At 60.4% G+C, this 26754-nt stretch carries 26 protein-coding genes and 4 pseudogenes; 21 read left to right on the forward strand and 9 right to left on the reverse strand.

All coding sequences use genetic code 11. The features are described from left to right. Positions 1-61 precede the first annotated feature (61 nt). A pseudogene (locus M3I53_RS16505) lies at positions 62-436 on the forward strand (Tn3 family transposase); the annotation flags it as partial. Positions 437-483: 47 nt separating this feature from the next. On the opposite strand, the pseudogene M3I53_RS16510 reads toward M3I53_RS16505, so the two are convergent. Continuing rightward, positions 484-1076: pseudogene (locus tag M3I53_RS16510) on the reverse strand (DDE-type integrase/transposase/recombinase). A 207-nt stretch (positions 1077-1283) separates the two neighbouring features. Between M3I53_RS16510 and M3I53_RS16515 the strand changes: the two are divergent. Next, the gene (locus M3I53_RS16515; RefSeq protein ID WP_254316977.1) at positions 1284-1580 is read left to right on the forward strand and encodes an H-NS histone family protein; all 297 of its coding nucleotides are present in this window, start codon (positions 1284-1286) and stop codon (positions 1578-1580) included. A gap of 60 nt (positions 1581-1640) precedes the next feature. Here M3I53_RS16515 and M3I53_RS16520 read toward each other — a convergent pair whose 3' ends face one another. Together M3I53_RS16520 and M3I53_RS16525 are read right to left on the reverse strand one after the other, a co-directional pair. Further along, positions 1641-4076, reverse strand: coding sequence for a hypothetical protein (locus tag M3I53_RS16520; protein ID WP_254316978.1), 2436 nt, complete (start codon positions 4074-4076; stop codon positions 1641-1643). 73 nt (positions 4077-4149) lie between these two features. Further along, positions 4150-5721: a DASS family sodium-coupled anion symporter gene (locus M3I53_RS16525; protein ID WP_254316979.1), complete on the reverse strand. Its 1572-nt coding sequence runs from the start codon at positions 5719-5721 to the stop codon at positions 4150-4152. Between the two features lie 155 nt (positions 5722-5876). Here M3I53_RS16525 and M3I53_RS16530 point away from each other — a divergent pair, with 155 nt between their 5' ends. After that, the gene (locus M3I53_RS16530) at positions 5877-6617 is read left to right on the forward strand and encodes a GntR family transcriptional regulator (protein ID WP_254316980.1); all 741 of its coding nucleotides are present in this window, start codon (positions 5877-5879) and stop codon (positions 6615-6617) included. A gap of 1490 nt (positions 6618-8107) precedes the next feature. On the opposite strand, the gene M3I53_RS16535 is transcribed toward M3I53_RS16530, so the two are convergent. Continuing rightward, the gene (locus M3I53_RS16535; RefSeq protein ID WP_254316981.1) at positions 8108-10903 is read right to left on the reverse strand and encodes an autotransporter outer membrane beta-barrel domain-containing protein; all 2796 of its coding nucleotides are present in this window, start codon (positions 10901-10903) and stop codon (positions 8108-8110) included. Positions 10904-11394: 491 nt separating this feature from the next. Here M3I53_RS16535 and M3I53_RS16540 point away from each other — a divergent pair, with 491 nt between their 5' ends. After that, on the forward strand, positions 11395-11640 hold the full coding sequence (locus M3I53_RS16540) for an EAL domain-containing protein (protein ID WP_375541846.1): 246 nt from the start codon (positions 11395-11397) through the stop codon (positions 11638-11640). A gap of 65 nt (positions 11641-11705) precedes the next feature. Here M3I53_RS16540 and M3I53_RS16545 read toward each other — a convergent pair whose 3' ends face one another. From M3I53_RS16545 to M3I53_RS16555, 3 genes and pseudogenes are all read right to left on the reverse strand, one after another. Further along, positions 11706-12011, reverse strand: a complete 306-nt coding sequence (locus M3I53_RS16545; RefSeq protein WP_254316982.1) for a hypothetical protein — start codon at positions 12009-12011, stop codon at positions 11706-11708. Positions 12012-12416: 405 nt separating this feature from the next. Then, entirely contained in the window at positions 12417-12767 is a 351-nt protein-coding gene (locus M3I53_RS16550; RefSeq protein WP_254316983.1) for a hypothetical protein, read from the reverse strand. A 125-nt stretch (positions 12768-12892) separates the two neighbouring features. Beyond that, positions 12893-13998, reverse strand: a pseudogene (locus M3I53_RS16555) (tyrosine-type recombinase/integrase). 187 nt (positions 13999-14185) lie between these two features. Here M3I53_RS16555 and M3I53_RS16560 point away from each other — a divergent pair. The 10 genes from M3I53_RS16560 (at position 14186) to M3I53_RS16600 (ending at position 20027) form a co-directional block, all read left to right on the forward strand. After that, on the forward strand, positions 14186-14845 hold the full coding sequence (locus M3I53_RS16560; RefSeq protein WP_254316984.1) for a tyrosine-type recombinase/integrase: 660 nt from the start codon (positions 14186-14188) through the stop codon (positions 14843-14845). A gap of 121 nt (positions 14846-14966) precedes the next feature. Further along, positions 14967-15215 carry an AbrB/MazE/SpoVT family DNA-binding domain-containing protein gene (locus M3I53_RS16565; protein WP_254316985.1) on the forward strand — a complete coding sequence of 83 codons (249 nt, stop codon included), beginning with the start codon at positions 14967-14969 and terminating at the stop codon, positions 15213-15215. After that, positions 15209-15529, forward strand: a complete 321-nt coding sequence (locus tag M3I53_RS16570; protein ID WP_028371700.1) for a type II toxin-antitoxin system PemK/MazF family toxin — start codon at positions 15209-15211, stop codon at positions 15527-15529. Before M3I53_RS16565 ends, M3I53_RS16570 begins: the two co-directional genes overlap by 7 nt. Before the next feature lie 11 nt (positions 15530-15540). Then, positions 15541-15786, forward strand: coding sequence for a hypothetical protein (locus tag M3I53_RS16575; protein WP_254316986.1), 246 nt, complete (start codon positions 15541-15543; stop codon positions 15784-15786). A 78-nt stretch (positions 15787-15864) separates the two neighbouring features. Next, a complete protein-coding gene (locus tag M3I53_RS16580) occupies positions 15865-16032 on the forward strand; it encodes a hypothetical protein (RefSeq protein ID WP_254316987.1) in 168 nt (55 codons plus the stop codon). Positions 16033-16056: 24 nt separating this feature from the next. Further along, positions 16057-16278, forward strand: a complete 222-nt coding sequence (locus M3I53_RS38640; protein ID WP_133189558.1) for a ClpX C4-type zinc finger protein — start codon at positions 16057-16059, stop codon at positions 16276-16278. A 45-nt stretch (positions 16279-16323) separates the two neighbouring features. After that, a complete protein-coding gene (locus tag M3I53_RS16585) occupies positions 16324-17154 on the forward strand; it encodes a serine protease (RefSeq protein WP_254316988.1) in 831 nt (276 codons plus the stop codon). Positions 17155-17195: 41 nt separating this feature from the next. Beyond that, positions 17196-17417 (forward strand): hypothetical protein, encoded by a 222-nt coding sequence (locus M3I53_RS16590; RefSeq protein WP_254316989.1) that lies wholly within the window; start codon positions 17196-17198, stop codon positions 17415-17417. Between the two features lie 61 nt (positions 17418-17478). Then, positions 17479-18339, forward strand: a complete 861-nt coding sequence (locus M3I53_RS16595) for a nucleotidyltransferase (RefSeq protein WP_254316990.1) — start codon at positions 17479-17481, stop codon at positions 18337-18339. Continuing rightward, positions 18291-20027: a hypothetical protein gene (locus tag M3I53_RS16600; protein WP_254316991.1), complete on the forward strand. Its 1737-nt coding sequence runs from the start codon at positions 18291-18293 to the stop codon at positions 20025-20027. The genes M3I53_RS16595 and M3I53_RS16600 overlap by 49 nt, the downstream gene beginning before the upstream one ends. Before the next feature lie 513 nt (positions 20028-20540). Here the strand turns inward: M3I53_RS16600 and M3I53_RS38645 are convergent. Next, positions 20541-20999, reverse strand: a pseudogene (locus M3I53_RS38645) (YXWGXW repeat-containing protein); the annotation flags it as partial. Between the two features lie 47 nt (positions 21000-21046). Between M3I53_RS38645 and M3I53_RS16605 the strand changes: the two are divergent. From M3I53_RS16605 to M3I53_RS16635, 7 genes are all read left to right on the forward strand, one after another. Continuing rightward, positions 21047-21916: a site-specific integrase gene (locus M3I53_RS16605; protein ID WP_254316992.1), complete on the forward strand. Its 870-nt coding sequence runs from the start codon at positions 21047-21049 to the stop codon at positions 21914-21916. 148 nt (positions 21917-22064) lie between these two features. Then, positions 22065-22145: a hypothetical protein gene (locus M3I53_RS16610; protein ID WP_375542537.1), complete on the forward strand. Its 81-nt coding sequence runs from the start codon at positions 22065-22067 to the stop codon at positions 22143-22145. 267 nt (positions 22146-22412) lie between these two features. Then, on the forward strand, positions 22413-22781 hold the full coding sequence (locus M3I53_RS16615; RefSeq protein WP_254316993.1) for a DUF3564 family protein: 369 nt from the start codon (positions 22413-22415) through the stop codon (positions 22779-22781). Positions 22782-23539: 758 nt separating this feature from the next. Next, positions 23540-23842 (forward strand): hypothetical protein, encoded by a 303-nt coding sequence (locus tag M3I53_RS16620; protein ID WP_254316994.1) that lies wholly within the window; start codon positions 23540-23542, stop codon positions 23840-23842. 558 nt (positions 23843-24400) lie between these two features. Then, positions 24401-24820, forward strand: coding sequence for a hypothetical protein (locus M3I53_RS16625; RefSeq protein ID WP_375542535.1), 420 nt, complete (start codon positions 24401-24403; stop codon positions 24818-24820). Between the two features lie 1037 nt (positions 24821-25857). Then, positions 25858-26097 carry a signal peptidase gene (locus M3I53_RS16630; RefSeq protein ID WP_254316995.1) on the forward strand — a complete coding sequence of 80 codons (240 nt, stop codon included), beginning with the start codon at positions 25858-25860 and terminating at the stop codon, positions 26095-26097. A 287-nt stretch (positions 26098-26384) separates the two neighbouring features. Further along, positions 26385-26543: a hypothetical protein gene (locus M3I53_RS16635; protein WP_254316996.1), complete on the forward strand. Its 159-nt coding sequence runs from the start codon at positions 26385-26387 to the stop codon at positions 26541-26543. A gap of 62 nt (positions 26544-26605) precedes the next feature. Here M3I53_RS16635 and M3I53_RS16640 read toward each other — a convergent pair. After that, a partial coding sequence (locus tag M3I53_RS16640; protein WP_254317001.1) for an ATP-binding protein occupies positions 26606-26754 on the reverse strand: 149 nt, incomplete at its 5' end.

Consider the following 26754-nt stretch of genomic DNA (forward strand, 5'->3'; position numbering starts at 1 on the left):
ATGTAATTTCCATTTCACTGCGGATTCAAACTGTTGTGCCGCGGACACACCAGCACGTACTATGCTGGCATTTCATGGAATTGCAAAAATCGATTGTTTGGATAAGACCCATTCGCTCCCCAAATGGTTTTCACCACGCCATGGTCAAGTCCTGCCCCGACAACTGCAGCGCAACGTCCATCGTTCGCAGAACCGGATCGAAGCGTATCACGCGCTGCGCGGCTTCATCGCCGAGGTCAGTGGCAGAAAGCACCTGATCGGCAAGACCGATCACGACATTGCGATCAATAACGAGTGCGGCCGGCTGCTGGCCAATGTCGTGACCGCCTTCAACTCGGTACTGCTCTCACAACTGCTCGAACGCTACCAACGTGAGGGAAATGAGAAGACGCTCGCGATGCTGAAGAAGATTTCTCCGGTGGCGTGGCGGGTTCTGGTGCAAATAGGTAAGCGGGTTGAGAAAGCTCATATAGGTAGGAAAGCTTATCGATCAAACAGGACCGCATTCCATACGGCGGGCGCAGCGGCCTCCTTGAGGCCGAGCTTCGCGAGATCGAACTGCCCCTTGCGAATGCGATGCGTCACTCGATTCCTGAAATCGTGGTCGCGGCGCTCCCGAATCGCTTGAACCCGAGCATCACGTTCGTTCTGGACTTGATGTGGCGATGGTCCTGCTCGATCACGCTGTTCAGATATTTTGAGGACCGGACCTTCGAGTCTTCAGGCAGCAGAGCATCGGTCTTCATTTCGCGCACCGCGCACCGCGCGGTGCAAGGCGGCATAGCCGTCGAGCGTGATGGTCTCCGGCGGCTGGCCCTGACGCTGAGGCTCTGACCGAAAATCGCGATGGCTTGCGCATTGTGCCGATAGCGGAGGACTTCATTGCTGACGTCTAGCGGCTGCATCAAGGCCGCATAGGCGGGGACATGCAACAGCGATAACGACAAAAGTAGTGTTCCATGAATTCTCATGTTTTCGTGCCGACGATCCCGGATGCCGGTATATCGACACGAAGAGGAGAGTTTTGAAGGGGAGGGAGAATGCTTCGCTAGTGGGGCGGGTATCCGTTCGAGCATCACAGTACGGCTCCCTGGGACTGGCACTCGTCATGTGGCCCACGGCAATACTCCGGGCGTTGTGAGTCTGCTCCTAACGATGTAGGGTTAATGCATGACAAGCGCGAGGTGAATAAAGGCCCCATCTTACCCGCGAGTTTGCTATGTTGTTGCCGGGGCTATGATCCCCCCCATGACCCAGTGGTTTCCATATGCGGGAGACGATTCGTGGCAACGTACAGGGAACTGAAAGCGCAGATCGCCGAGCTGGAGAGTCAGGCGGCAGCAGTCCGTCAGGAGGAGTTCGAGGCCGTCCTCGCCGATATCCGTGTGAAGGTGGCCGTTTTCGGATATACGCCACGGGACATCTTTGGGCGTCGCCGCGGCAGACCCAGACGTTCGGCTGGTCCGTCTCCGGCAAAATACCGCGATCCGGCGAGCGGCGCCACCTGGTCCGGCAGAGGGCGCGCGCCAAACTGGATCAAGGACGTCAGGAACCGCGACCGGTTCCTGATTCATAATTAGATGGCGGACTAAAACTGGGCTGATCGCTGCAGGCTCAGTTAACCTGCGCCTGCGACGAACTTATTCAAAAGTAATGAACTGCGCCGACGACCACACCTTGCTGTCGTTGCGCTGCCGCCCGAAGAAGTACACCGGACGAAAACCAAACGACGCGTTCTGAGCGGCAACCTCGACACTACCCGCCAGATCGACCGGCAACGGCCTGTCGGTCAGTCGCTCGACTGCGACGAATAATTCCGTGCCGCCGAGCGCATGTGTTGCGCTGCCCCGCGCAAGCAGATCCGCGCCGCTGACCTCGAAGCGAAACGCTGGCGCATGTGCGAACGGATTGCCTGCGAGCGGATCGCCGACCTTAACGAACCCGTCGATGGCGCCTTCGATCACAATGGTCGCCGCGGCCAGATTGCTCACGTCAATCTCGATGCTGTCCGCGTCGCCGTACGTGTCGCTGCTGAATTCGATGTCCGTTGCGCCAGTGCGCCACGCGGATTCCTCGACGTGTTCGAAGCCGTGCGAGCCAAAGTTGTGAATCGTGCCGTTGAGAATGCGGATGCGACCACGCCACGCCGCCCAGCGATACCGGTCGCGAATGCGCGCGCCGCCCCAGCGCACGCGGATCAGACGCTCTGCATAGCCGAGTTCCTCATGCAGGTTGCGCTCCCATATCAGGCCGCTGTGATCGTAGGCGGTGACGTATTCCCAGCCGGCGCGTCCGAGCAGGCGGTAATCGAGCGTAGCCGGGCCGCGCTGCCTGAACGCGTCGCCTTGCCAGTGATCGCCACTGCGCACGAGCAGCGCGCTATGCTCGCCTGTTGTCGCCCACGTGCGGCGTGCGCGTAAGGCCTGACCGACCGTGCGCCGGTCGAGCGTATCGGCGAGCACGCCCGTGAGTCCGCCATGTACGCCGAAGACCTGCACACCCGGCGCGCCGCCACCGGGACGTCCGCGGTGTTCGTCGCCGCTCGCAGCCACGCCGAGTTGATAGCCCCGCGCGATGACGTCCTGGTAGAGCCAGCCGAAGTGACCCCACGTCGAAGCGATTTCGACGAGCCGTTCGAGCTTCGGATGGTGCCAGTCCGGAATGTAGCGCCGCCCGCCAACGTGCGGCATGACGAGATGATGTTCGGCGTCGTCGGCGTAGGCATCCCACAGTTCCTCAACGGGCCAGCGACCGAGTTCGACCGCGTTGCCTTTCATGTCCTCGTTCCACACGAGTGTGCGGTTGTGCTCGCCGCGCGCGTTGTACGGAAAGCCGGGACGTTCGTCGCCGAGAAATACGACGTTGTGGTCGCCACCAGCCGTCGAACTGCCACACCACTCCTGCACGGGATAGACGACGAAGCGGCCGGGTTCGTTAAACTGATCGACGGCCTCGATGCCCAGTTGCCAGTTCGCATCCGTGATCTGGAAGTCGTTGGCCGTATAGCCGAGGATATCGATCCCACCAATATCGCGCGCGTACAGCGCGTTGTATGCAGGACTGTTGGTGCCGACAGTGTCGTGCGCATGGACGTGAAGGTCCGCATAGAACGCGCGCGGGGAGGACAGTGTGGCGTCGACCGTGAGCCAGGCAACGGCTGCGCGGATCTCCGGCCGTGCGGGCACGTCTGCGACGATGTACAGCGTGCCGCGCTCCGTTGGCAGATCGTCGAGCGCGAGCGTCGCGAAGCCCTGCGCCGGGAATGCATGCTCGCGCTGATAGACCGTTGTGCCTTCTGCGTCGCGGGCGATCACGTTGGCGATCAAATTGGCGACTACCGGCCGCGCATTCGCGTTCGCGCTCAGTTCGCGGCATGCGTTTCCCCAGCGATCCTGCAACGCAAGGCGAAACGGTGCGGCCTCGCCGGGACGCACGAAGCGCGGCCCGTTGAGCAGCACGTCCGTTGGATCGCCTGGATGGATGTCGATGGCAATGTCGCCAGGCACTGCAACGAAGCGCGACGTGCCCAGCGGATCGACGTAGAGGCGGAAGCGGAAATCGTCTTCGGAAAACGTCTGGATGCGCGTGCCGGGACCACGTCGGCGATCACCAAGACGGATCACAATGCGGTCGCCTGCGTTCAGATACCCGTCGACGACATCGACGATCACGGCTTTCTGGTACGGCCGCTCGTGGCCTTTCTGGTCGAAGCGCACATTGAGCGCCTGCACCGTGGCGGGACTCTGGCCCGGCACGAGCGGCGCCGCATGATACTCGGCGCTGATGTAGTTCGCCGCGGTGGGGTCGCTTGTCTGGAAGAGCGCCCAGTCCGAGTAAAACTTGAACGTGGCCTTCAGCCACCCGCCATCGGCAATGCCCGACGAGCCGACTTCGTAGTTGAGCACGACTTCTGCCCAGCTGCCCGCTTCGAGTCGGGAAACGTTGCAACGCACGCTGCCGGCGAAGGGGCGCTGTTTCAGTTGTTCATAGAGGCCGGCAGGGGCGACATGATCGCCAAGGCGCTCGCGCAGGGCACTCGCGCGGGCGTGCAGACCGGTTTCGTTCGATTCGCTCATCTGGGGAGGGTGTCGATAAGGCGGGTAAAGGTTCGGGATCACGCGCCCGTGAGCATGCGAGTGCGCGCGAATCTCAATGCGCAAACGGCCAGGCTGCAGATGCGTCCCAGACGGGCACGCCCATGAACGCATACCACGGTGCGATCACGCATAGCCCGTACAGGATCGCAATCAGCACCGAGACCACGCCGACGCGGGCGTAATCGGCGGTGGTGAATGCGCCGCTGCTGTAGGCAATCACGCCTGCCGTGATCTGTGTGGGCAGCAGGTAAGCAAAGCTGTCGGTGTCGCTGACCAGCATCGTGAACGCGACAGGATGCAGGCCAAGGCGCGGAGCGAGCGCAAGCGCGATCGGCGCGATCATGGTGACAGCAGCGACGTTGGACAGCATGCCGATACGGATGATGTGCGTACCGGCCATGACGATGCCAATGGCGAGCCACCAGCCATGCCCGTGCGCGACGAGATAGATGTGATCGGCGGCCCATTGGGCGAGCCCCGACGAACTGATCGCAGAGGACAACGAGAGCGCGCCTGCGAGCAGAAACAGCGTGCCCCAGATCGTGCGCTGCTCGACTTCGGCCCAGCCGAAGCGCAGCACGCCTGGCGTGAACAGGATGGCAAGCGCGATCAGCGCGACGATTTCCGACGACAGGTGATGCAGCGGCTCCGTCGCCCACAGGACCGCCACGCCCGCGAACAGGACCAGCACCAGCCAGTCATTGCGCGAGGCAGGCGGGAGTGCGCGACGCATTGTCGCGATGGCGGCGCATCCGCCAGGAATCTGCACGGCGCGCGAGCGGAAATAGTACTGGACCCAGCACTGCGTGATCGCGAACATGCCCAGATACGGCCATTGGAGCTTGAACCACGTGAAGTATGAAATGTGGATGCCGAGCTGCTTTTCGAGCAGGCCTGACACGACCATGTTCGGCAGATGCGCCGTGAGAATGCACATGCCGCTGATCATCGCCCCGTAGACAAGCGACTGGATCACGATAGCCTTTTTCGCGGCACGCTCGCGCGGCGAATCGCCGAACAGCTGGACGATGCCGTTGGCGACGGGCAGCAGCGCGGCCGAGCGCGCATTCGCGGCCGGCACGACCATCGACATCACGAAGTTGACGGCGAACATTGCCCAGATCACGCCGTTGGCGGTGCGCACCTTCAGGCGCTCAAGCAGCGCCAGCGCAATGCGGCGGTCGAGGCCGCTTGCCTGCATGATCGCCGAAAAGAGGAAGGCTGCGAGGCAGAGGAACACGACGGGCGCCGCAAAACCGCTTGCGGCCTTCGGAAAACCCGGAGTTGCGTGTGAAAGCACAAGCAGCATCGGTATCAGTATGCCGCTCACACCGACGGGAATAGCCTCGGTCACCCAGACGATCGCGACCCACGCGACCACGGCGAGCGTGGCCTTGCCGGACGCGTCGAGTCCGGCGGGCGTCGGCATGAGCCACGCGAGCGCGATGAAGGCGAACCACGCCGCCACGAAGCCGAGGCGGGCACGCAGGAGCGCGGCGCCGCTGCGCGGGCCAGCGTGGCCATGAGCACCAGCAGGCACGGTTTCGCGCGTATGGAGAGCCTCTCCATCATGTGGTGGGCGCTCGAGCGGCGGCGCGTCGAGGATCTTGTCTGTCACTGTCATGCTTTCCTGCGTTCGTTATTCGAGGCGGTGCTGCTATCGTCGGTGGGTCTGGGTGGCATAATACGTATTAATACAAGATGGGCCATCCAATTGCTTTTCATATCGATATCGCGAATCGCGCACAAGGCGCGGCGCGAGCGCAACGAGGGACATCAATGATGCTGGTGCGGGAAGATGTGACGTCGCTCTATGAGCAGATCGCGACGACACTTGAGCAGGAAATCGGGCAGGGCATCTATGAGCCGTCGGGCAAGCTTCCGTCGGAAGCCGAACTGGGCGAGCGCTTTGACGTGAGTCGGGTGACTGTCCGGCTGGCGCTCGGCCGTCTGGTGGAGGCGCACGTCGTGGAGCGCAAGCAGGGCAAGGGCACGTTCGTGAAGCACAGGCGCCTGCAGCATCGGCTCGACGTGTTGCGCGGTTTTTACGACTCGCTGGCGGCGCAGGGCGCGCGGGCAAGTATGGAACTGCTGCGCATGGAAGCGTGCGCGGTACCGCCCGGCCTGCGCGAGACCTTCACAGCCGATGTTACGCATTGCGTGTATCTCGAACGCCTGCACCGCGTCGATGACAAGCCTGTCGCGCTCGCGCAGACCTGCCTGCTGCCCGAAGCAAGTGTCATTTCGCGCGAGGAGGCGCAAGCTCTCCCGTCGTACGAAATGCTCGAACGGTTGCCGGGTTGGCATATCGTCGATGCGGACATGACCATTACGGCGGTTGCCGCGACGAGCGATATCGCCGCGTATCTCGAAGTGTTGCCGCGCGCGCCGCTGCTCGTGCTGCGCCGGACCTCGCGACTTGCTGACGGGCGCGCGTGCGAGGCGACGGTGTTCCATATTCGCCCTGAGCGTTTCGATCTGGCGGTACGCAGCGGGCTTGAGGCGCGGGTGGTCGGATAACGACGCCAGGCACGAAGGTCACCCTGCGGGGGACCTTCGTGCCTGGATCATTGCCGATGTTATGGATTCCAAAAAATTTCGGCAACTGGCGTTGTGCGAACGCTCGCTACCAGGGAGGGGACGAGACTGGCGCAGTCGCGAACGCGCGGAATCTGGCCTGCGGCGTAAGCGTTGCCGTCGATCAGGATAGCCGTGTAATTTCCCGCGCACCATGACTGTGCGCGGCTGAATCGGACAATGCTGACTGCTCTCGAGGTCGGCCCGTCGCAGGTGATGCTCGATTCGCTCTCGCGCCTGATCGCCTTCGATTCTGCTCGTATACGACGGTCTGTCCGTGCCGTACCGTCTTCGCATGCTGGACAGCGAATTCGGCGCGCTATACAGATGCGCTGCATCGTGCACGCCTCTCGACACAGGCCGAAACCGAGCGGGAGGGAAAGGCGGGCGGGCTTCTGGAGATGTTGTAGGGTTGCTCGTGACGATATCGAAACATGGTTCCCATCTGCCGCAACTGCGGTTCCGCGACATTGCGGCGAACGGTCAGTCCGAACATCCGGTCGACATTCCTTGGGATGATCACGTCTGGATTCCTGGGCAACAGCAGCTGCCGTCAGACGTCCTTCAGGAGAGATCCCTGAATTCACCACTTGCTGTGACGCGCGCTCAACGATTCACGCTGCAGCGGCCCGTCGAACAGAGTGCCGGTTTGGGGGGGGAAAGGGGGGGTTGAGGTGGGCAGCAACGTCTGCAGGAGGCAGACGTTTGGAAGCATTCGCCCGTGGCGCTTCTTCATGAGCCGAAGCTGACGGCGCATCTAGACTGGCGTGCTCGACAGTCGCAGGCTCCTCAAGGGATCTCGTTTCACCTGGGCGCGGACCGGCACCTCGGGGGATTATGATTTGTCGAGCCTGCCTTCCTCAATTCCACCAATTCGGCAGCTTCTCATCCGATGTGCCGTTGGGTGTGCGGAACCCATAGGTTTAGTACGCGCGCCCATCCTGGACCGCATCCTATACTTTGAGCGGTTCACAAATGGCAGAAAGATGACCCCCCTTTCGAAATGCCTGCCTTCGCAACGGCTCGTGTAACCCGGCAAACTGGAAAACCTCACTGTGCCGCGCAGGACGGCTCTTCGGCACTCCAGGACAGGTCCTTGTAATGCAGAGGGAATGAAATGGTTAGCAATCCGTCACATCTTTGCGCGTCCTGCAGTCTTCTGCTGAGTCACCCCGATTTCGATGTGACACACCCTCTGCGCGATGTCGGCGAACCGGCGTACCTCGGCAGCGTACGTCTCCAGTACTACCACTGCCCGGGCTGCGGAGCGGACTGGTGCTGTTCCCGCAGTCCTTTCCAGAACAGGGACGTTCATTGGACACTTCGCTGACGTCGTAAGGGTTCCGGGAATCGTGATGCTACCGTTGTTGCCGTCGTGGAGATGAGAACCGCTATCGTGGACTTCCGATGCCAGGACAAATCAGGTCGACTCCTCACCATGCGTAGCGACAACCGACGTCACCCCACACACCCTTCTGGCTGCCGGTTGACGATGAGTTGATCGAGAACTGGTAGCCGAACTGTCCATACAGGCTCCAGCGGGTATCGAGCTTCGCGCTCACGCCAGCCGCGACGTCCATGCGCGTGACTTGGTGTGCGAGTGGGACCTGGTCGGCTCCAGCGTAAACTGTCGTCGCGTGCGCGCCCCAGTCGCGCCAGATATTGGCGCGCAGATAGGGCTGCCACACCTGTCCGTTGGCGCGCTCGATGGTCCACTGACCGCGCACCCCGAGCCTGCCCGTTACGCCCGACGTCGATCCAGGATCAACCGGACCCAGTCCATCATCGGCATCGTCAAGTCCGACGTGCTGCCAGATGATCTGTAGCTGGGGCTCCAGCACGAAGTTCGGTCCGAGCGGAAGGTGAAACGGATAGCCCGCTTCGAGCGACGTGACGATCCCGGAGCCGGAGACAGGCAGACGCGCATACTGGGTCGTTGCGTCGCCGTCGTAGTATGTGCCTTGCAGCACCGCGTCGACATACCAGCCGCCCGGCCCGTAATGCGTCCAGTATGCGCCGCCGGAATAGGCGTTCAGGTTCACCTTGCCGGTGTGACTCAAGGCGTATGCTGTGGCGTCGGTATTGGTGACGAGTCCATCTACGTCGACATTGCCGTTACCGTAGGCGAAATAGACGCCGCCGGCATCGTGATGGCCGGGGATCAGACTGCCACGCCAGAGATCGAGCCCAGCCTGCACGCCAATCACTGAGCCGTTCGCGCGCGCATCGGTAAAAGTCTGGTAGCGGTTGTCAACCTGCTGGCCGAACGCGCGCGCCCACGCCGACCGGGCGACGCCGGTGGCGTTCGTGCCGCCCGCCCCATCGGAGAGTGTGTCGCCAATACGTTCGTGCATCGTGCCGAGCATCGTGACGCCCAGTTGCCGCGCGAGCGGTTGCACTACCGAATACGTCGCCACCTCCGGGCCGATGACGGGGTATTCCCCGTCGGGCAGTGCGGGCGGCAGCGGGGTCTCCGGCAGCACATTTTCTTCCTCCCACGGCGGCTCAACGGCGCCCTCGGACGGCTCCTCGGGTCCAACGACGAACGTCGAGCGCAGGAACCAGTCGTCCGGGGCGCCCCCAGCCAGGCCGCCTCGATGAAGGCGGTAGTCGTAAGCCCCTCCGCGCGCCTCACCTGCAAGTTCAAAAGCGTTTGCCTGCGTGGTGCCGCCGTCGGTTGCCACGACGACCGGTATGCCGTCGGCTTGCGTAAGCGCTCCGGTGCCTCCGGCGTTGGAGATCGCGAGCTTCGAGGTGCCGCTCGCAGCGCCTCGATCAATGACCAGCTTGTCGGACGGTGAGCCGTCGCCGCCAAGCACGGTATCGAGTGCGAGCGTCCCATTCTGTCCGGTGTACTGTGTCGTGGTGAGCGTGGTTCCCGGGTCTCCCGCCAGGCGCACGAGACCTGCATTGACCAGCGTCGCCGCGCGCTGGTCGAAGCCGCGCAGGTCCATCGTCCCGCCGGACGTCACGGCATAGTCCGAGTTCTGGCTGAACGCGTCGACCGCGCCCGCGGCCAGCGTCCCGCCGGAGATGGTCGTTGAACCAGCATACGTACTGGCACCGGTCATGACTGTCTCGCCACTCAGGACATCGACGGTGCCCGTACCGGAGATGGCGGCAGGAAACAGGTAGTTGCCGCTGTTGTCCGTGTGGTTGAACACGAGCCTGCCGTCGCCGTTACCGAATGTGACATTGCGGCTGTTCAGTGCGCCTGGCGCGACCGCCGTGGCGCCGGCAGGCGCGCCGATGTTTAGCGTGCCGGTGGAACCGACCGTCTGCGCAATTGCGACGGACCCCGCCGTGACGCTCGCCCCGTTCGCAATGGTCAGCGTTCCCTGAGCGCCGCTACCAAAAAAGGCATACCCGACGTTGAGCGCATTCGTCACCGTCAATATGGAGCCCGCGTCCATGATGTTCAGCGTGCCGACACTCTGCGGCCCCGCGCCGAGATAGACGTTCCCGCCCGCCTCGACCTGTCCGCCGTCGGAAATGTTCAGGACGCCGTGACCGGCATCGCCGACGAACGCATCGCCGCCGATTCTGAACGTCGAGCCTTGACCGGAAACGTTGACGTTGCCCGTGCTCCCGGTGCCGCCGGCAACGTCGATCGACTGCCCGATCGTGGCCTGGCCACCGTTATCGATATTGACTGTTCCGCGATCGCCATCGCCGAGCCCGACGTAAAGAAACGTCGCCACAGACGCGCGGGACGCGGGTCCGGTAACCGTCAGTGAGGCCGTGGCAGGATTGGGGATGCCATAGCCCACAGCGACATAACCGCCACCGCTATTGACGAGTGTGGTGAGTGTCCCGCCGTTTTCCACGGTCAGGGAACCATTGCTTCCGGTCGCCGCGCCGTCGCCAATACGAACGATCCGTGAGGTTGCAGCGAGTGCGTCGATAACCGTCGGATGGTTCGCAAGCGTGTTGATGTAGGTAATGTTGGTGTGGAAATCGGGCACCAGATGATTGCCATTCGCGTCGGTCCAGTTGCTCAGGTCGAACCAGCTGGACGAATTTGCGCCGGACCAGTAATTGTTCACCGCGGTGACCTGCGCCAGCGCGACGCCGCCTTCGATATTCGCCATGCCAGCGAATGCTGCGAACATCCATGCCCGGTGTCTGGAGCGGTACGGACAGGCTTTCATCAGGTACCTCCCAATGATACTTGGCCCGGAATGAAAATCACCACCATGCAGATAATGTTTGTGAATATCGGGATGCATTCTGATTTTCCCGAACGTTCAATCGAATCCGCACACCATCATTCCGTTGGCTCCCTGATTAATTCGGATACCTACATGAGACGTAGATTGAAGCTGTCGTGTTGCGGCTGTGACGAACGACTTGTCGTCGGCAGCGCACGTTGAGTTTCAAGGATCGGGTCGCCGCGCGAGCCCGCGACGGCGGGCAAATCGAAGCGCGAAGGTGCTGCCGATCCGTTAAGGGCAGATCGTGGCCGCACGCGATCCGCCCACAAGTCACGGACTTGAAAATTCCAGATCCCTGACGGACACCATACCGTATGAAATCAAACAATGATTACGCTTTGAATTCCCTTGCACCAAAGGCTCCAGCAAAAGGAAACTGAAAAAATGCGGGGCGCATAATCGTATCTTTCGGCGAGATCTCATTATTGTTCTGATCATGAAGTGTTATAGAGCGAGATTATCAAGTCTTCAATAATTCCTTTTCGGCGTTAATAGGGAAACGTTGACTGGTTTGTCCAGGCTTTCACGAAAACCCCATACCGGTCCTGTTTCTAGGTGTCTGGCGGGATGTCGCGAAGCACTACGGGTTACAGGTCATTGCGGAAGGTGTTGAGACGGAGAGCCAGCATGTCGCGTTGCGCGCAGCCGGAGTGCCATTCGCCCAAGGATATCTCTATCAGAGGCCAGTGACTGCGGAGCAACTGGCGCTGACGCGACCTCTTCTTGAACCAGCTGATGGCCGGCTTGGGTGATTTCTGCCAAACGCCTGGAAAGCGAAACAGTTCCTGATGTTGCTCGACCGCGCGTGGGCCGTTGTTCAAGAGGACAACGGCGATAGCGCCGCCGCGTCGCCCGACATCTGCCGCCGTTCGTTGTTGAGCGATTTACTCGACCTTGCGCCGCCGCCGTCTAGCGACAAGATGGTGAAGGGGGTAAGCAGTTCTCGCCGGTCAATGAGGCCGGTGAACGCATCATGCGCGGTTTGCTCCGACAAACGCGCCGACATCGCGCGCGCCTCGGTGACACCGCGCACCAGCACGGTGATGCCGCCTTCGCAAGGGAATGACCGTGCTTCGAACCAGGTATCCAGCGGTGCGTAGAACGCAGTCGCGGTGCCAGGCAATCCGGTCGCGGCCGCCTTCCGATAAGCGTTCTCGTAGCTCGATCCACAATGTCGGGATACCCAGCCCGGGCGGGGCCCCGTCGGAGGCTTTGTGATTCGACGCGGGAACACGGCATCTGACTAGCGAAAGTCAGCTAAGGCCACCCCCACGTTTACCTTCAACATAGGGCAGCTTTGGGAGTGGACGAGCCGTTCAAATGACGGCTTGCAACTGTGGACGAGCAGCCGCTATTGGCCGAACTCGGGCCTCCTCAATTCGCGTCTCCAGAGAATCCGCGACGACCCGAAAAAAAGCCCGCACAGGGTGGACACAATTCCTTTGGAGACCGAGGGATACGGGGATGCTCGATGGGCGAAGATGACGGCGATCCCAACAGTACAGTTCATAGTTACGCAATGTCGCGCTCATGAGCGCCGGGACCTGGAGCTTCTGCATGTCGGTGACGGGGCCTCAATGTGCCCGTCACGTGCGAAGTCCTCCAGGACCTTGAGGGCAAACACGATATGCCGCTTCCAGGAGTTCGGGCATTCACCCTCACGCATCTGATACGCGGCGCAAAACTGCTTCGCAAGTTCTTCGGAGTACTCATCCACCTGGCTCCTGTCGTCGCAAAACTCCACGAAATGTCGCCAGACTGCGCGATAGCGATCGAGCGTTCGTCGGCTGTAGTGAAGCCCCTCCAGTTCGCCCACGGCACCAGCGACGAACTGCTGCAACGGCAGGTGGCTTGCAACTTGTTGGGTTGACTTCTCCATGATCGAACTCCTTACAAAGGCGATCCCGATGGCCGCCAGGAGCCCATCATGAAACCTTATTTGCAGTAGTTCAAACCAGACGCCTTGCTCACGAAGCGTTTGACGTTGCTACTCTACATAAAGATCTACGGCCGGTAATAAAGACTCGTGGTCGCGAGCGACGTGTGGCCCAGGTTGTCACGGATGAGCCGCAGGTCGAGGTTGGCGTCGGCCATGTGGGAACCCGCGCTGTGTCGCAACCAGTGGGCCGAGGCGCGCTCGAGTTGTGCTGCAGATGTCTCGTACTCGTTGCCGCGCTGGCGCAGCATTCTTGCAGCGCCGGTGAAGATGTCCTTGACGACGACGTGCAGCGCCGCGCGCGTAAGCGGCTTCATCGAGCGGCCCAGCGGTAGCGCGAGTGGTATGTCTTCCTGCGGCGCAGGCAACACGGGCAGGCCGCGTGCGCTCCGGTACTGTCCCAGTTCCACCATCATTTCGGCAGATGCGGGCACCAATCGCTCCTTGTCGCCCTTGCCGGTGATCTCGAGCGACCAGCGCTTGTGTCCGTCGGCGTCGCGTCGGCAGAAGAAACGGCCCATGGTTTTGCCGCTGACCTCGGAGATGCGCAGGCCTCCCAGGTAAAGCAGGGTAAAGAGCCAGCGCGCGCGCCAGTAGCGTTCGCACTCGCGGTTCGTCTCGCGAGGTAACGAGTTGATGTAGACCTTGACTTGCTGCCACAGGTCGCGCTCGATGAAGCGCGTCAGCCGCGGCGATGCACGGGGCGCGCGCTGCCTAGAGAGCGACAGCGGGTTACCGGCGAGGTAGCCTGCGCCGACGAGCCACGAAAACATCGCATTGAGCGTCACCTTGGCCTGGCGCTGGCTCGTCACGGCGAGCGGCCGGTGGAACGGGCGCCAGCGCGATCGGTCCGTGGAAACTTGCGCTCGCTCGCGACCCAGCGCTCCTTCGGTTGCGGATCGGCGAGAAAGTGCTGGTACAAAAGCAGGTCCTCGTGCGTAAGTGATGATAGCGGCTTGCCGAACTGGACGATTGACCACAGCAGTAATCGTTCGGCCTCTTTGCGATAGTTTTCGAATGTATTTTTCGTGCTGGCCACTCGTGCAAGCCAGGCGCTGATGGCGTCGAGATCGTCATCGGCGCCGATCTGGCGGCGTCCGGTGGCGCGGTTCGCGCCGTTGCGGCCGTCTAGGTTTTCGGGTAGCGCGAGCTTGTCGAGAGGGCGAGGGATCATCTCTTTCGCAACTAACCGCCTGCGCCATCCTCACCCCAGCATCCGCCGATTCCCGGCGCACCGCAGCGGCAGGCAGGGTAAGCGGGATTTTTCCGAGGTTTCCCGTCTCGCTTTGCACCGAGTTCCGATTAACGGTTATCCTCGCGCCGCTAACCTCTGAATAAGTCGCTTTTCGGTCTGGAAACGTATGGCTAAAACTCCCTACATTGAAGACGCGCGCCTAAAGCACCTGCTGAAAGTCTCCGCCATTTCGGGCGAGAGCCGAGAGCGCAACGTGGCGTTGCTCATGGTGATATACGGGACAGGCATGATGCTCACCGAGGTTGCGCGCCTGCCGGTTTCGGCATACCTCAAAGGCGACGGGGCTTTGCTTGAGAAGTCCAAGATCGCCGCAGAACTCGCCTACAACGGCAAGGAGCGCCCGTTGTGGTGGTCCAATGCAAAGGTGGTCAACGCAATCGACATGTACCTAACATTCCGCATCGAGAGCGGGCACGGCGTCACGACGCGCAAGGCCGCATATCGCGGCCTTGATCCAGAGTCGCCATTGTTTCTCACGGGCGATGGCAAACCGTACCGCTTGATGACGCGAAAGACCTCCACCGGGGCTGTCAGTTACTCATGTGATTCCATGAGCCAACTCTTCCGCAAGTTGCACTCCCAAGCTGGCATAGAGGGAGCAAGTGCAATGTTAGGACGCCGAACGTTTGCTGTGCGTTTGCATCGACTCGGATTCGATCTTCGTCGCATAAACGAGCTACTTGGACACGAAACACTGACGGCAACAAAGCGATTGATCGACGCCGATCCGGTTCGACTAGGAGCGATTGTCGCAGGCGTAATTTAGCAACAACGGCATCTGGCGTAGCCCGAGGCGGCTGGCGTGACACGGGACGCCGACTGTAATAACATTGTGTTGCCTGTTGTGGTCGCATGGTGTAACATTGTTATTACTTTATGGTGAGACTATGAGAACGACGATTCGCAGAATGGGGAACTCGCAGGGCGTGCTGATTCCGAAGCCTGTCCTTGCGCAACTCGGACTGGAGAGCGAAGTGGAAATGGAAGTCGAGAACGACGCGATTGTTCTGCGACGCCCGAAGCACAAGGCCCGCGAGGGTTGGGCGGACGCAAGCAAGGCTCTGGCCGAGAGTGGCGACGATGCGCTGGTCATGGGCGAGTTTTCGAATGCCGATGACGCGGAGCTTGCATGGTGATGCGCGGGGAAGTCTGGTTGGTTGCGCTCGATCCGACCCTTGGTAGTGAGATTCAAAAGACGCGCCCCTGTGTCGTCGTTTCGCCTCCCGAAATGCACGACCACTTGCGCACAGTCGTCGTCGCGCCGATGACTTCCAAGGGGCGTCCTGCGCCGTTTCGGATACCCGTGACGTTCAAGCGCAAACAGGGCTTGATCCTTCTGGATCAGATTCGCGCAGTAGACAAGGTGCGCCTGGTCAAGAAAGAGGGCGCAGTGGCCGATAAGACGTTGTTGGACACCCTGCGAACCTTGCAGGAAGTCTTTGCAGAATAGGGAAAAAGGCAATGGCAGGTTCTAGCGACATTGAAGTCCTGCGCGTGGCTCTGAAGGAAGCGGAAGACGAGCTTTGCGATTTGGGAAGTCAGCTGGTGAACGACGGGTGGGACACGACGACCACCGCGCGCACTCTCGACGTGCTCCGAATAGCTCTGTATGGGACGGACGGTGCCGGGAGTGGGATCGAAGGATTCGAGGCTGCAAGAAAGGCGCTGCATGACGTGCGTGCAGCTGAGGCAGCGGCCTCGAAATAGCCAAGGAAAGGGCAAACAGGAAAACAGCCGGCGCGCGTGCGCCCCGCATGGCGGCCGGTAGCCGCATGAGGAATGACCATGAGTGAGCGTGACAACGAGATCGCGGATCTCGCAAAGGACATATTGGGAAACATCGTTCAGGGCATGTTGGCCAGCGGCAAGGCTCTGGTCCCGGCAGACGCTGCGAACGCGGCCATGCAGTGCGCGACGGCTTTGGTTGACCAACTGGCTGACGTCCAAAACTGAAGCGTCGGAAACGCAAGGTACACGATGAAAAGCGCCAATGACGTTTTGCTTTGCGATTTTTGCGGGAACAGCCAGCATGTTGCCGCGCTGCTCGTCCGAGGTATTGCGGATGCGGCAATTTGCGATGAATGCATAGATACGTGTATCGAGATCGTCACTGAGCGTCGCGGGGAACAAGCGGAACGTAGGCCGAGGATTGTCGGTGTCGCCAAGGCTTGGGCGGCGAAGGCCATGGGGAAACGGTAAGCGAATAGCCGATACTGGTGCTACTAAACAAGGAAAATCCCGTAGATGAACAGGCAACAAGTGCTCGGGTTAACTATCTGGTGTGCAGCGCTGGCAACATCGACGGTGGCCGACGCTCAGGACAGGCTAACCGATGCCCCCGGCCGCCTGATGCCGCTAGATTCTCCCGTTTCGGTGCCAAAACCTGGATCGGTTAAGAACGATGCGGGCCAGGTGGTCGTTTTCGGAACGGCATTTTTTTATAACGACGCCGGCGATATGTTCACCAACCGGCACGTCGTCGAGAAATGTAATCCAGGCACAATCAGGGTGCGCATCTATAGCGGGGCATGGCTGCAGGCGAAAATTATTGTTGAAAGTGATCGGTATGATCTGGCGGCGCTTTCGACAAAGCATCACACCGACGTCTTTGGTGCAATCAGGGTCACTGGGGACGGCCACGTCCTGACGCCCGATGGTATCGAGGATATCTTCTCGGCTGGTTTCTCTTCACCGCTCGAAAGGCACTTCAAGGTCACGCCGACCTGGGGGCAGGTTGAGCCTTGGGGAAATCCGCAAAAGCCGCCCTATATTCAACGGATGAGGATGGCGGCATATCCGGGAGCGTCCGGTTCGGCGGTCCTCGACTACGCAGGGCTGGTTGTCGGAGTTCTCTTTGCTGGTTCTGTAGCCCCTGCCACCGACCCCCAAAACCTTCGAAGCATTGGATACGGAGACAAGTGGATTTATCTGTACAACACTAATGCGGTTGTATCTTTCGCCAACGCGAATAACCTCCATCTCAGCGCTTGGAGTCGCTGGCAGAGGCAAGATCCAAGTTTTATCATGGGTCACGCAGAAGCCATTTCTGGGCTCGTCATGTGCGAATATCACTGAGAGAAAATTCGCCGCCACGCGCGGCACTGGAAAACCTAAATATGAGCGACACACGAATCACCGTCTCGAATCCCTTCGAGCTGAACTACAACCCCGAAAGCAAGGAGCTGACGATCGTTAGCACCGCCGCTGTGTCAGGTGTCAAATCTGAGGTTCGTCTCGATGGTGCCGCTACCCGCGCGCTGTTCGACTTGATGATGGTCGCAAGTGCGAAACTCGGCGGTCCGCTTGGCGCAGACGCTCCTGCACGCACGGTTCAATAGAAACCACGGAAAATTCGCTGCCACGCGCGGCACTGGAAAACACCGACAATGCAGCCACGGGATGGCTGTCGGCCGTATTTGGAATAACACGGGCAAGGGGAAGCGCATGGGCGAAGGAGAGTGGTTTGCCGCCTTTTGTGGGGCGTTGACGATCGGAAGAACACAGCGCGATTCCATCGCCTACCGCACGGGTCGCATCATGGGGCAGCTCAACCATGATTTGAGGGCTCTTGATTCAAAGACGTCCAACCGCTTTTACGTCGGGTCATACGGGCGCAATACGGCCATCCCGAGCGTGAGCGATGTTGATGTGATCTACGAGCTGCCAGCGTCGCTCTACGTGCGCTTTAACGGCCACGTCGGAAACGGACAGTCCGCATTGCTCAACCTCGTTAAAAATTCCATCGAGAACACCTATCCACGCTCGGCTGTGGTCGGGGACGGGCAGGTAGTTGTGATTCGCTTCAATGACGGCATCAAGTTCGAAATTCTGCCCGCCTTCCTCAACACAGAAGGCACGTACACGTTCCCCAATTCCAATGGCGGCGGCGCTTGGCGCGAATGCAAGCCCAAACAGGAAATGGCTGCCTTTTCCAAGCGCAACGCCGAATGCAATGCCAACCTGGTGCCGCTTTGCCGGATGATTCGGGCGTGGCGGGATCGAAACAATGTGGATATGAGCGGCATGCTCATCGACACATTGGCGTATCAGTTCATCGCGACGTGGGAGCATCGCGATAAGTCGTATGTATACTACGATTACCCGCCGACCTGTTTGACGCCTTGGTCACTGCGGTCCGGACAGCTGCACTACAACATAAGGAGAAAGGGCGCATCGCCGCGTTCGCCCCGCGTTTCGAAAAACATGTTGCAATGTCGGCCTCCGACCGGCCGCTTGCCGCTGACCTCTCCGCGGCGCTGACGTTTGTCGACCGACCGCGACAGCAGACTCTACTGGCTGCGATTCTCGAAACCGACGAGCCCCTCATGCTGGCACAGTTGCTTTCGGGAAGTCCTCCCAATCTCCGCCACTCTATTCAACAGCGAATTGCAGCGCTCGCACCGATCGACGCAGGAGCGATTCATTCGCTTCCGGAGATGCAGGCCCGCATTGACGAGCTGCTTACTGCTGGTGCCGCAGACGCTGCCGAAAGTTATATGAAGGCCGAGGTTGGACTCAAGACGTTTGGGAAGCCCGCCGGACGCGAACTCATCCGCTTTCAAAACCAGCTCCGCCTCGATTTTCTACGTGAGGACTGGGCGGCAATTGCCTCCACGGCTGATCCAATTTTCCCAGCGCCTTTCGAGCAGGCCGCGGCGGTCGAGACCTTAATGCAATTTCGCGCGCTTGCTGCTCTGAAGGGACCCAACCCAAATCCCGGTTGGGCAAAAACGCTATTCGCGGAGTTATTCGACAAGCGTGCGTCCCTGCGTTTCGCAACCAACTGGTTCGCGGCCGAGATCAGTGAGTTGCTTCAGGCAGATAATTTCGGGCTGTTGAAGGGGGAGCAAATCCGCAAGGGGCAAAAGGCGATTGCAGAAGTGGAACGGATGACGGCACTGCTTCCAGCGGACTCTATGGATGAGGCCATGGAATGCAATCGTGCGTTGCTGCTGCTCGCGCTGGCCGAACCAGGGCAGGCTCTTGCCGTACTATCGGCCACGAACTTTGTTCGTTTGCAAGATACTGCCGCAGCGTATCGTGCAGTTGCGCTTGCTAGGTTGGGACGGCAGTCGGAGGCGACCGCAGCGCTGGATGTCGCTGAGCACACTTTGGGAAGGACGCCGGTGCTTGCGGCATCACGAAGTCACATTGCAAACGGGGCAGCCTTTCTCTCGGTACCCGACGTCTCAGTTTATGAGGATCTCGTGGACAACGTTGCATCTGCGATTGCGAGGTTCCGGACGATGAATCCCTCTGACCAAGCCAGAGTGCTTCAACGGAAGGCGGATCCGTTCGAAGCGCTGCTGGTCGACTACGTCAGAGCTGCAGCCGACGCCGTTGTATCTCTCGTCCCGATGATGAAAGGCGTCCAGATTGACGCCGTTGAAGATGATCTGACTGCCTTTATTCAGCAATTGTTGGCGGCGCGCATTCAATTTCTGGGATGGTCGGTCGGAGACCAGTCGAAAGGCGGCTTCAGTGCTAAAGGTAATCCGGGGGAGCGGGATCTTCTCGTTACCTGGGGCGGTTCCGTGCTTGCCCTGATCGAAGCGATAGTTTGTGACAAGCCGCTTACTCAAGATGTGATGAAGGCGGACTTGGAAAGTCATTTTCAGAAGCTACTTGGTTACGGAAATCCAAGGATCTTTTTTCATCTTACCTACGCCTATATCGAAGACAAGCAAGCGCTCATGCAGTTCTTGGAGACGTCGGCCGAGACAGCCAGCCCTCCGGGTTTTGGCTACCTTGGGCGTGAGCCAATTCCTCATAACGATTCTCGACCACCGGGGTTTGTGGCGCGGTACAGGGCGGACTTCGGTGAGGTAAAGGTCGTTTTCCTTGTGCTCAATGTGGGTCAACAGCGACAACGACAGGCCGCGAAGACTGCGTCCGCTACAAAGACTCGCAAGGCACCAAAGAAACCGAGAAATAATGGACTCAATTGAGCGTTTGAATATATTCGAAGGAGAAGCAAGATCCAGCCGCAGCGAGCGAATCTGTGGGCGCATACCTCCACCCAGTTCAGTGAACTGCGTGCTGTGGTATACGACTTCATCAACAACCGCGCGGGTGAAAGATTGTGCGCCTTCGCCAATCCAGCGGCCGTTTCCTGGGCGGAGCCGACGTCTTAGTGAATAGGCGAAGTCGCGGATGAGCGTCGCTTCATGGCCGAGAGCACCAGTTCGACGAAAGTCCTGGGAGCGGCCGTTGAAATCGTCAAAGGCCGCTTTCGGTCGGCTTCCGGGAATGCGTACAGTCGGCGGCGGATTCAACCGGTCGATGCAACGATTTGGTTAAATCGCTCAGCCGGCGTGTCGAAGTTTAGTGTTTTTCGGGGACGTTCGTTGAGCCGTCGGCGACGGCTGCCAGTGTCCAGGCCGCAGTTGCCAGCCGTTCGGGACCTTGACCCACTCGGCCTGTTGGTACTTGTAGCCCGGACGTTCCAGTATCCAGCGCCCCTTTTGCCACTTGAAATGTCGGCCGCTAACTGTCCAATAGCCCTCCGCCCACACATAGCCGCGCCGTGTCCTTTTGGGCGGTGGCTCGTGACGGGATAGAGGCGGTGCCTGCTCGACGACAATATTGTCACTCTCGGCCGCGCACGCCGTGACTGGAATTTGTCCAACCACGAGGTACAGGCCCATCAACACGGCTGGAATGACTTTTCTCATGGCGCAGCTCCCAGTGATGCAACTGAGTGCTTTATCCCAGTATCGCGCTAATACCCGGCGTCTGTGCTCGCGCGATTCTTCTGCGATAGTGCCCAGAAGCTCGCACCGCGCGTATGCGGAAAAACCCATACGTAGAAACCGTGCGTCAACCGGCGGCTCAAGTTCCGTAGGACGAAACCGCTCGCGCGGTATTGGGGCTCCGGCGGCCGTTAGCGGTATGGGCCAGGAAACCCGCGCTGTTCTCATGATGGAGGACGAGGCAATCCGCCTTGTTCCCCGTCAGGAGCACAGCCATGACTCACGCCAGCCAGAGTATCAGTCCATTGCGCCAGCGCATGATTGACGACATGCGCATGCGCAAGTTTGCGCCGAAGACGCAAGCCGGTTATGTCCGCGTGGTCCGTCAGTTCACCGCATTCCTCGGGCGTGCGCCGGACACTGCCACGATCGAGGACCTGCGGCGCTACCAGTTGCATCTGGTTGGCCACGGATTTTCTCCGACCTCGCTGAATGCAGCGATCGCCGGACTGAAGTTTTTCTTCGGGATCACCCTTGAGCGACCAGAGCTGATGGCCCGCATGCAGCCGGTACGGGTGCCTCGCAGGTTGCCCGTCGTGCTCAGCCCTGAGGAAGTCGCCCGCCTGATCGCTGCCGCCGGCAACCTGAAGCATCAGACCGCGCTGTCGGTTGCCTATGGCGCCGGATTGCGCGTGAGTGAGGGGGTCGCGCTGAAGGTCAGCGACATCGACAGCCAACGGATGACGCTGCGCATCGAGCAGGGCAAGGGTCGCCGCGACCGCTACGCGATGCTTTCGCCGGTCCTGCTCGAGCGCCTGCGCATCTGGTGGCGGGTGGCTCACTCGCAGGGTCGCATGCTCGAAGGCGGCTGGCTGTTTCCGGGCCTCGATCCGATTCTCAGCACGCGGCAACTGACCCGCGCCATCCATGCCGCCGCCGAGGCCGCAAACATCGACAAGCGCGTGTCCATGCACACGCTGAGGCATTCCTTTGCCACGCACCTGCTCGAACAGAAGGAGGATATCCGCGTGATCCAGGTGCTGCTCGGACACAGGCAGCTCGAGACCACCACGCTCTATACCCAGGTTGCCACTGACCTCCTGCGCAAGGTGATTAGTCCGCTGGACCGCCTGCCCGCCGGGTAGGCCGGCAGCACGCGGAGCACCCCGTGCTGGAGGTCGCGGACATCTTCCGCGCCCACGGGCGGGCGTGGCGACAGAGCGCCCACCTGAGCCTGGGGCAGCTGAAGGTCATCCGGGCTTCGTTGAAGGGCTCAATAACAAGATTCGAGTCATCCAGCGACGGTCATACGGACTACGTGACGAAGAGTATCTGCGGCTGAAAATCCTCACCTGCATGCTCCCTCGGCTATGAAAATCCGCATTTTTTACCCACAGAAAAACGCGAAGACCCCATCTTTCATGCCTTACCAGCTGTCATACCTACGTAATTCGCTTGCTACCTGGCGGGTCCTTACCCATGCCTTCCTGGATTGGATGCCTACTTGCTCTCATGTCCATTCGGGCAACAATTAGGCACGCTGACACATACAAAAAGCCTCCATCTGCACGTATGGTTAATATGTCAAACGGTGACGAACGTGGCGCATCACGAAGCCACGAACAACAACTGGAGAATTCCATGCGCATTACGCTCCATCTCGACACGTTCGACCGCATTGATCCGAATGCCTATGCGATCCTTTGGCTCGACAACGAAACCTGCAAGTGGTCCCGAGAAGGTCATACTGGTCTCCAACTTCCCGAATGGGGAATGCTGCGGGTCGAAGCGCACGGTACGCTGGTCTGCGATTCGCATGATGTGCACCCTCTGTTCATTCTCGAAGGTCTTGCATTGGAAGCCCAATCTGGTCCGTTCGAAGGAGAATCAGGCGAGGCACTCTGGCGCTGCGAAAACGGACCACGCATCGCAGGACACTGGCATGTGCAGTGCATCGACAAGGACGCTGTGCTTGCCGAGCACAGCGTGTTCGCAGAGGACGAGGTCTGAAGCGAATCCCCAGCCGCCACGTGGTACAGGATGCGCGATAGGGGGCTTGCGGCCGTTCTGAAATGTCGAGACCCGAAAGCGTAAACCAGATGGCACGCGTCGTGCGACCCAACGTCGGCCTGCGAACGGCCGTAAACTGAGCGAAGTTGACGTCCGACGGACTGCTTGCCGGCTCGAATGACTGGCCGCGATGAATGGACATTGCCCTCCCTTCCGGGGCATAGGGACCGGAAGAAGCGAAGGGTTTCTCCAGAACCGCTCTGGCATCAATGCCAGAGTGGGTTCCTGCACGTCCACTCCAGGAACGGAATGCCGGGGTGAATGCTACGAAGGCCTGACCATTACGACGCAATAATGCTGGTCGCTGCCGCAGACCAGGCGCTCTGTGCCGCGAAACGATAAGGTCAGAATCGCACATGCGTGGCAGGTGGAATAGACGAGGCCCCAGGAACGCCAAACATCAGGAGGTAGGCTTCAAGGTCGTCCCGGACCAGAGCCAAAGCGCTGAAAGAAGGGCTTTGGGGCGGGCGTTGCGGTGTTGGTGACGGTGTGCATCGGCTTTCTTATCGCCCACTAACGTGACGCGCTTGTAGCCGACATCGAAGAGCCAAGCAAAGTCGCCTGGGCGCCCCTGAAGAGGACGCTGTTTGCGCTGGAGGTCGGCAATTGAAGCGCCACATCTTCGCCAGTTCCAGAATCGGAACCCTGTCGCAAGACGCTTCGTACAGCCGGCGACGGCATCTCATGAGGTAAGTGCTATGGACCGTTCTGAATTCCTGCTGGTCACGCGACAATTAGCAGCGGCAGCGCAAATTCTCGCCACGGCCGGTCCGCAGGACCGCAGGGCAGACGCGCTCCAGATGCTCGAACTCTTTCGTCGGTACGACCAGATTGTCACCGCTTCTCATCTGGTCGCAACGTCCAATGATGAGCTGTTTGCACGCACTGGCCACGCGGCCCTCACAATGGCTGGACGCAATGAATTTGCCGCGTCGCACGCTCTTCTTGAGCAGGCCAAATCCCTTTTGACCGCAGCGCGAAATCAGCGGCAGCCAACTTGAAGCGGTCATCTACTCCAATCGTGTCGCGGCAAAGCACGACCTCCTTGAAATCGGCCAGGCGACGATTGACCTCGGCGCGGATGCGATGCCTCCCAGTTCGTGGCAGCCGATGCAGTGCCGACGAACGCGACGGACAGTACGGCGCTTGCGGCTAGTTTGTAAGAGAGGTTGTTCATGGGTATCTCCTGTCGAAGAGGAGGCTTCTTGCCGCTCACCTCCTCAACGTCGCCGCTGACGACTACGTTGACGATGTACTTGTGAGTTCTGGTAGCGAATATTTCGTGTCGGCTGGAATTCTGGGAATCGCGCTGGAAGGGCCTGTGTTTCAAATTACACGTCTTGTTACACACAAAAACACCGGTAATCTGCCGTCTCAATATAGTGCGTTCACAACGGAAAAGTGAGGCACTTTATGAAAAGAATTCTTGCGCTGATGCTGCTGGCCATATGTCTTGGAAGCGCGCTGAGCGGCTGTATCGTTGTGCCTGCGGGCGGCTACTATCACCGCTATTAACAGCGTCTGACTCGTCGAGCATTCGCTTGTTCAATCCAACATACATGACCACACAAATCATGCCCATCTTACGTAGCCGCTGGTTTGCGATGACACTCGTCGCCGGCCTTAGTATCGGCGTATCTTCCGTCGCCCTCGCGCATGTCGATGTCGGCGTCAACATTGGCGTCCCTGGTGCCGTGTATGCCCCCGAGCCAGTCTATGCTCCACCGCCGGTATATGTCGCACCTCCCGCTCCCGTTGTCATTAGTCCGGGCTGGTATGGCGACAGGTACTATGACGGGCAGCGCTATTGGCAGCGCCGGGAATGGGAAGAGCGCCATCACGATGAACGAGAGTGGCACGACGCCAGGGAGTGGCACGACGGACATCGTGGCGACTGGGGCCATGACCGCGACGGCGGTGGCCCGCGCGGCGACTGGCACCACGACTATCGAGGCGGCGACGAGCGGCACGACCATTGAAAGACGCGACGCCGGTTGATGGTAGCGTCAGTCCATGGCCCTCCAGCACACTCAAAAGGCGTAGGCGCGCTTTACCATTGAAGCAGGCCTGTAACGCCGCTCGCCGCTAACAACCCCGCCCAGCAGCTGCGCTCGGCGGGTTTTTTTTGCGGCTTGAGTGATTTAGCGGCGCAACGGATGCAACGGACATGCGACCGGGAAGCGATGACGCCGCGCGTCCGTTCATTGCCGATAGCCCCTGCAATCGTTCGCTGGCGGACGAAAAAAAGCCCGCGCTGTGGGCGGGCGAGGTCGCTGTTTCTCAACTACAGGGGTATGCGCCGCCGCGTGGCGAATCGAGACAGGTAAACCCGCGCGAGAGCTTTGCCGGCCTGTCGCCGGGGTGGGTGATTCGCTCACCTGGAATTCTAGCTTTGCCACTATCTTTTCAGCCAGCCATGCTCGGTGCCACCACCGGAGGTTCCCGGCGGGGGTGTGAACCGGATTCACTGACGATGTACCGCAATCGGCATTGGCCCATCTCATGCCGCATTCGTTGGTGGCGGCAATGCCCGATTCCGCGATGCCCAAACCTTGCGTCACGGCCTCATCCGGCCACAGGCGAATCATGCCGCCTTGCTCGCGATGCCTCGCCATCAGCAGGCGCGGGGGGTCCACTCATGCTTCGCGGTCGGCGCAGCGGCCTTGCTACGCGACTTGCTCGGCATCGTGAGATGCGCGCTGCGCTCCGGTCGGTAGTTCTCCGTGAAACTGCAACGGAAGCAATGCGCCACGCCGGCGCCAGCCAGCGCCCAGCGAGGACTAAAAACGCGACCGGAGCGGGCGCGCTTTCGGGCGTCGCGCTGGCGCGCGGGTCGTCTCACCAGTGCGCCGTTCGCGCCGTGCGGGTCGCGGATGCAGCACCACGCTCATGCAGCCTGCCGCGCCGTTAGGCCGGACGTCCTTGCGTAGTGTCGTGACGTCAACCGACCCGCGCCCGCGGCGTTAACGATTGGGACGACGCAAACGTGCGCCGCCACCCCACCGAGGAAACAGACATGAAGAAGCTCGCTGCCGCTCTGATTGCATCGCTGTTCGCTACTGTCGCTTTCGCCCAAACTGCCGCCCCGGCCGCAACCGGCGCCGGCCAATCGGCTCCCGCCCAGTCGGCTACAGCCCCGGCCACGGCCGCACCCGTTGCGCACAAAAAGCACACCCACAAGGTGTCCTCGCATCACAAGGCAAAGCCGGTCAAGCTCGATAGTTCGAAAGTGGGCAGCAAGGATACGCTGAAGTAACCGCCCCGGTAGCGTGCAGTAAAAGCCAGCGGCGTCTGGAGTTGTCCACGCCGCCCGCGCGCGGGGTCACCACCCGCGCGCTTCCCCGCCTCTTCAACGCGCGGCCCCAGCCATGCGCCGTCCGCTTTTTCAATCCGCGCCACGCATCTGTTATCCGTCTGCCGCCTGCGGCTGTCCGGCCCCACGAGGGAATCGTGCTCAGGGCCTTACGGGTCTGTCCGGAATGCAGGCGCGCCGACGCCTTATTCCCCACGCGCAATAACGATGCCTGTATTGCGCGATATGCGATGCTGACGCAGCCCCACTCCGCAGTGCGGAGAGAATTGAGCTGGACGGCCGAAGCGGCGCAGGCCGAAGGCAGGATCGCGCCCAACGTCGATATCGAGCAGCTCGTGTTCGAGATCCTGGCTGCGTATTTCGGGGAAGTTGAACGCCCGTTTCGGTGAAGTCGAACAGGCCAGGAGGGAGGTGCTGCGTAGTGCTTAGATTGTACTGCGCGTGTTCGAGATCAGGCTACTTTTTGATCAGGTGCGTTCTTCTTGCGCATCGAATCGCCCTTCAGCGGGAGCTTGTGAGCCTGATGGACGAGGCGGTCGAGGATTGCGTCGGCGAGAGTCGGGTCTTGCAGCCAGGCGTGCCAGTGGTCAAGGGGCAATT

The organism is Paraburkholderia sp. CNPSo 3272, assembly GCF_024206495.1.
In the GTDB taxonomy this organism is placed as follows: Bacteria; Pseudomonadota; Gammaproteobacteria; order Burkholderiales; family Burkholderiaceae; genus Paraburkholderia.

Coding starts and splice junctions, on each gene's coding strand:
- M3I53_RS16520 (WP_254316978.1), bottom strand. CDS start 4,076: ATGAGCGAATCGAACGAAACCGGTCTGCACGCCCGCGCGAGTGCCCTG.
- M3I53_RS16530 (WP_254316980.1), top strand. CDS start 5,877: ATGATGCTGGTGCGGGAAGATGTGACGTCGCTCTATGAGCAGATCGCG.
- M3I53_RS16580 (WP_254316987.1), top strand. CDS start 15,865: ATGAGTGAGCGTGACAACGAGATCGCGGATCTCGCAAAGGACATATTG.
- M3I53_RS16575 (WP_254316986.1), top strand. CDS start 15,541: ATGGCAGGTTCTAGCGACATTGAAGTCCTGCGCGTGGCTCTGAAGGAA.
- M3I53_RS16600 (WP_254316991.1), top strand. CDS start 18,291: ATGTCGGCCTCCGACCGGCCGCTTGCCGCTGACCTCTCCGCGGCGCTG.
- M3I53_RS16550 (WP_254316983.1), bottom strand. CDS start 12,767: ATGGAGAAGTCAACCCAACAAGTTGCAAGCCACCTGCCGTTGCAGCAG.
- M3I53_RS16570 (WP_028371700.1), top strand. CDS start 15,209: ATGGTGATGCGCGGGGAAGTCTGGTTGGTTGCGCTCGATCCGACCCTT.
- M3I53_RS16590 (WP_254316989.1), top strand. CDS start 17,196: ATGAGCGACACACGAATCACCGTCTCGAATCCCTTCGAGCTGAACTAC.
- M3I53_RS16565 (WP_254316985.1), top strand. CDS start 14,967: ATGAGAACGACGATTCGCAGAATGGGGAACTCGCAGGGCGTGCTGATT.
- M3I53_RS16630 (WP_254316995.1), top strand. CDS start 25,858: ATGAAGAAGCTCGCTGCCGCTCTGATTGCATCGCTGTTCGCTACTGTC.
- M3I53_RS16620 (WP_254316994.1), top strand. CDS start 23,540: ATGGACCGTTCTGAATTCCTGCTGGTCACGCGACAATTAGCAGCGGCA.
- M3I53_RS16625 (WP_375542535.1), top strand. CDS start 24,401: ATGACCACACAAATCATGCCCATCTTACGTAGCCGCTGGTTTGCGATG.
- M3I53_RS16560 (WP_254316984.1), top strand. CDS start 14,186: ATGGCTAAAACTCCCTACATTGAAGACGCGCGCCTAAAGCACCTGCTG.
- M3I53_RS16605 (WP_254316992.1), top strand. CDS start 21,047: ATGACTCACGCCAGCCAGAGTATCAGTCCATTGCGCCAGCGCATGATT.
- M3I53_RS16535 (WP_254316981.1), bottom strand. CDS start 10,903: ATGCATCCCGATATTCACAAACATTATCTGCATGGTGGTGATTTTCAT.
- M3I53_RS16595 (WP_254316990.1), top strand. CDS start 17,479: ATGGCTGTCGGCCGTATTTGGAATAACACGGGCAAGGGGAAGCGCATG.
- M3I53_RS16525 (WP_254316979.1), bottom strand. CDS start 5,721: ATGACAGTGACAGACAAGATCCTCGACGCGCCGCCGCTCGAGCGCCCA.
- M3I53_RS38640 (WP_133189558.1), top strand. CDS start 16,057: ATGAAAAGCGCCAATGACGTTTTGCTTTGCGATTTTTGCGGGAACAGC.
- M3I53_RS16585 (WP_254316988.1), top strand. CDS start 16,324: ATGAACAGGCAACAAGTGCTCGGGTTAACTATCTGGTGTGCAGCGCTG.
- M3I53_RS16615 (WP_254316993.1), top strand. CDS start 22,413: ATGCGCATTACGCTCCATCTCGACACGTTCGACCGCATTGATCCGAAT.
- M3I53_RS16635 (WP_254316996.1), top strand. CDS start 26,385: ATGCTGACGCAGCCCCACTCCGCAGTGCGGAGAGAATTGAGCTGGACG.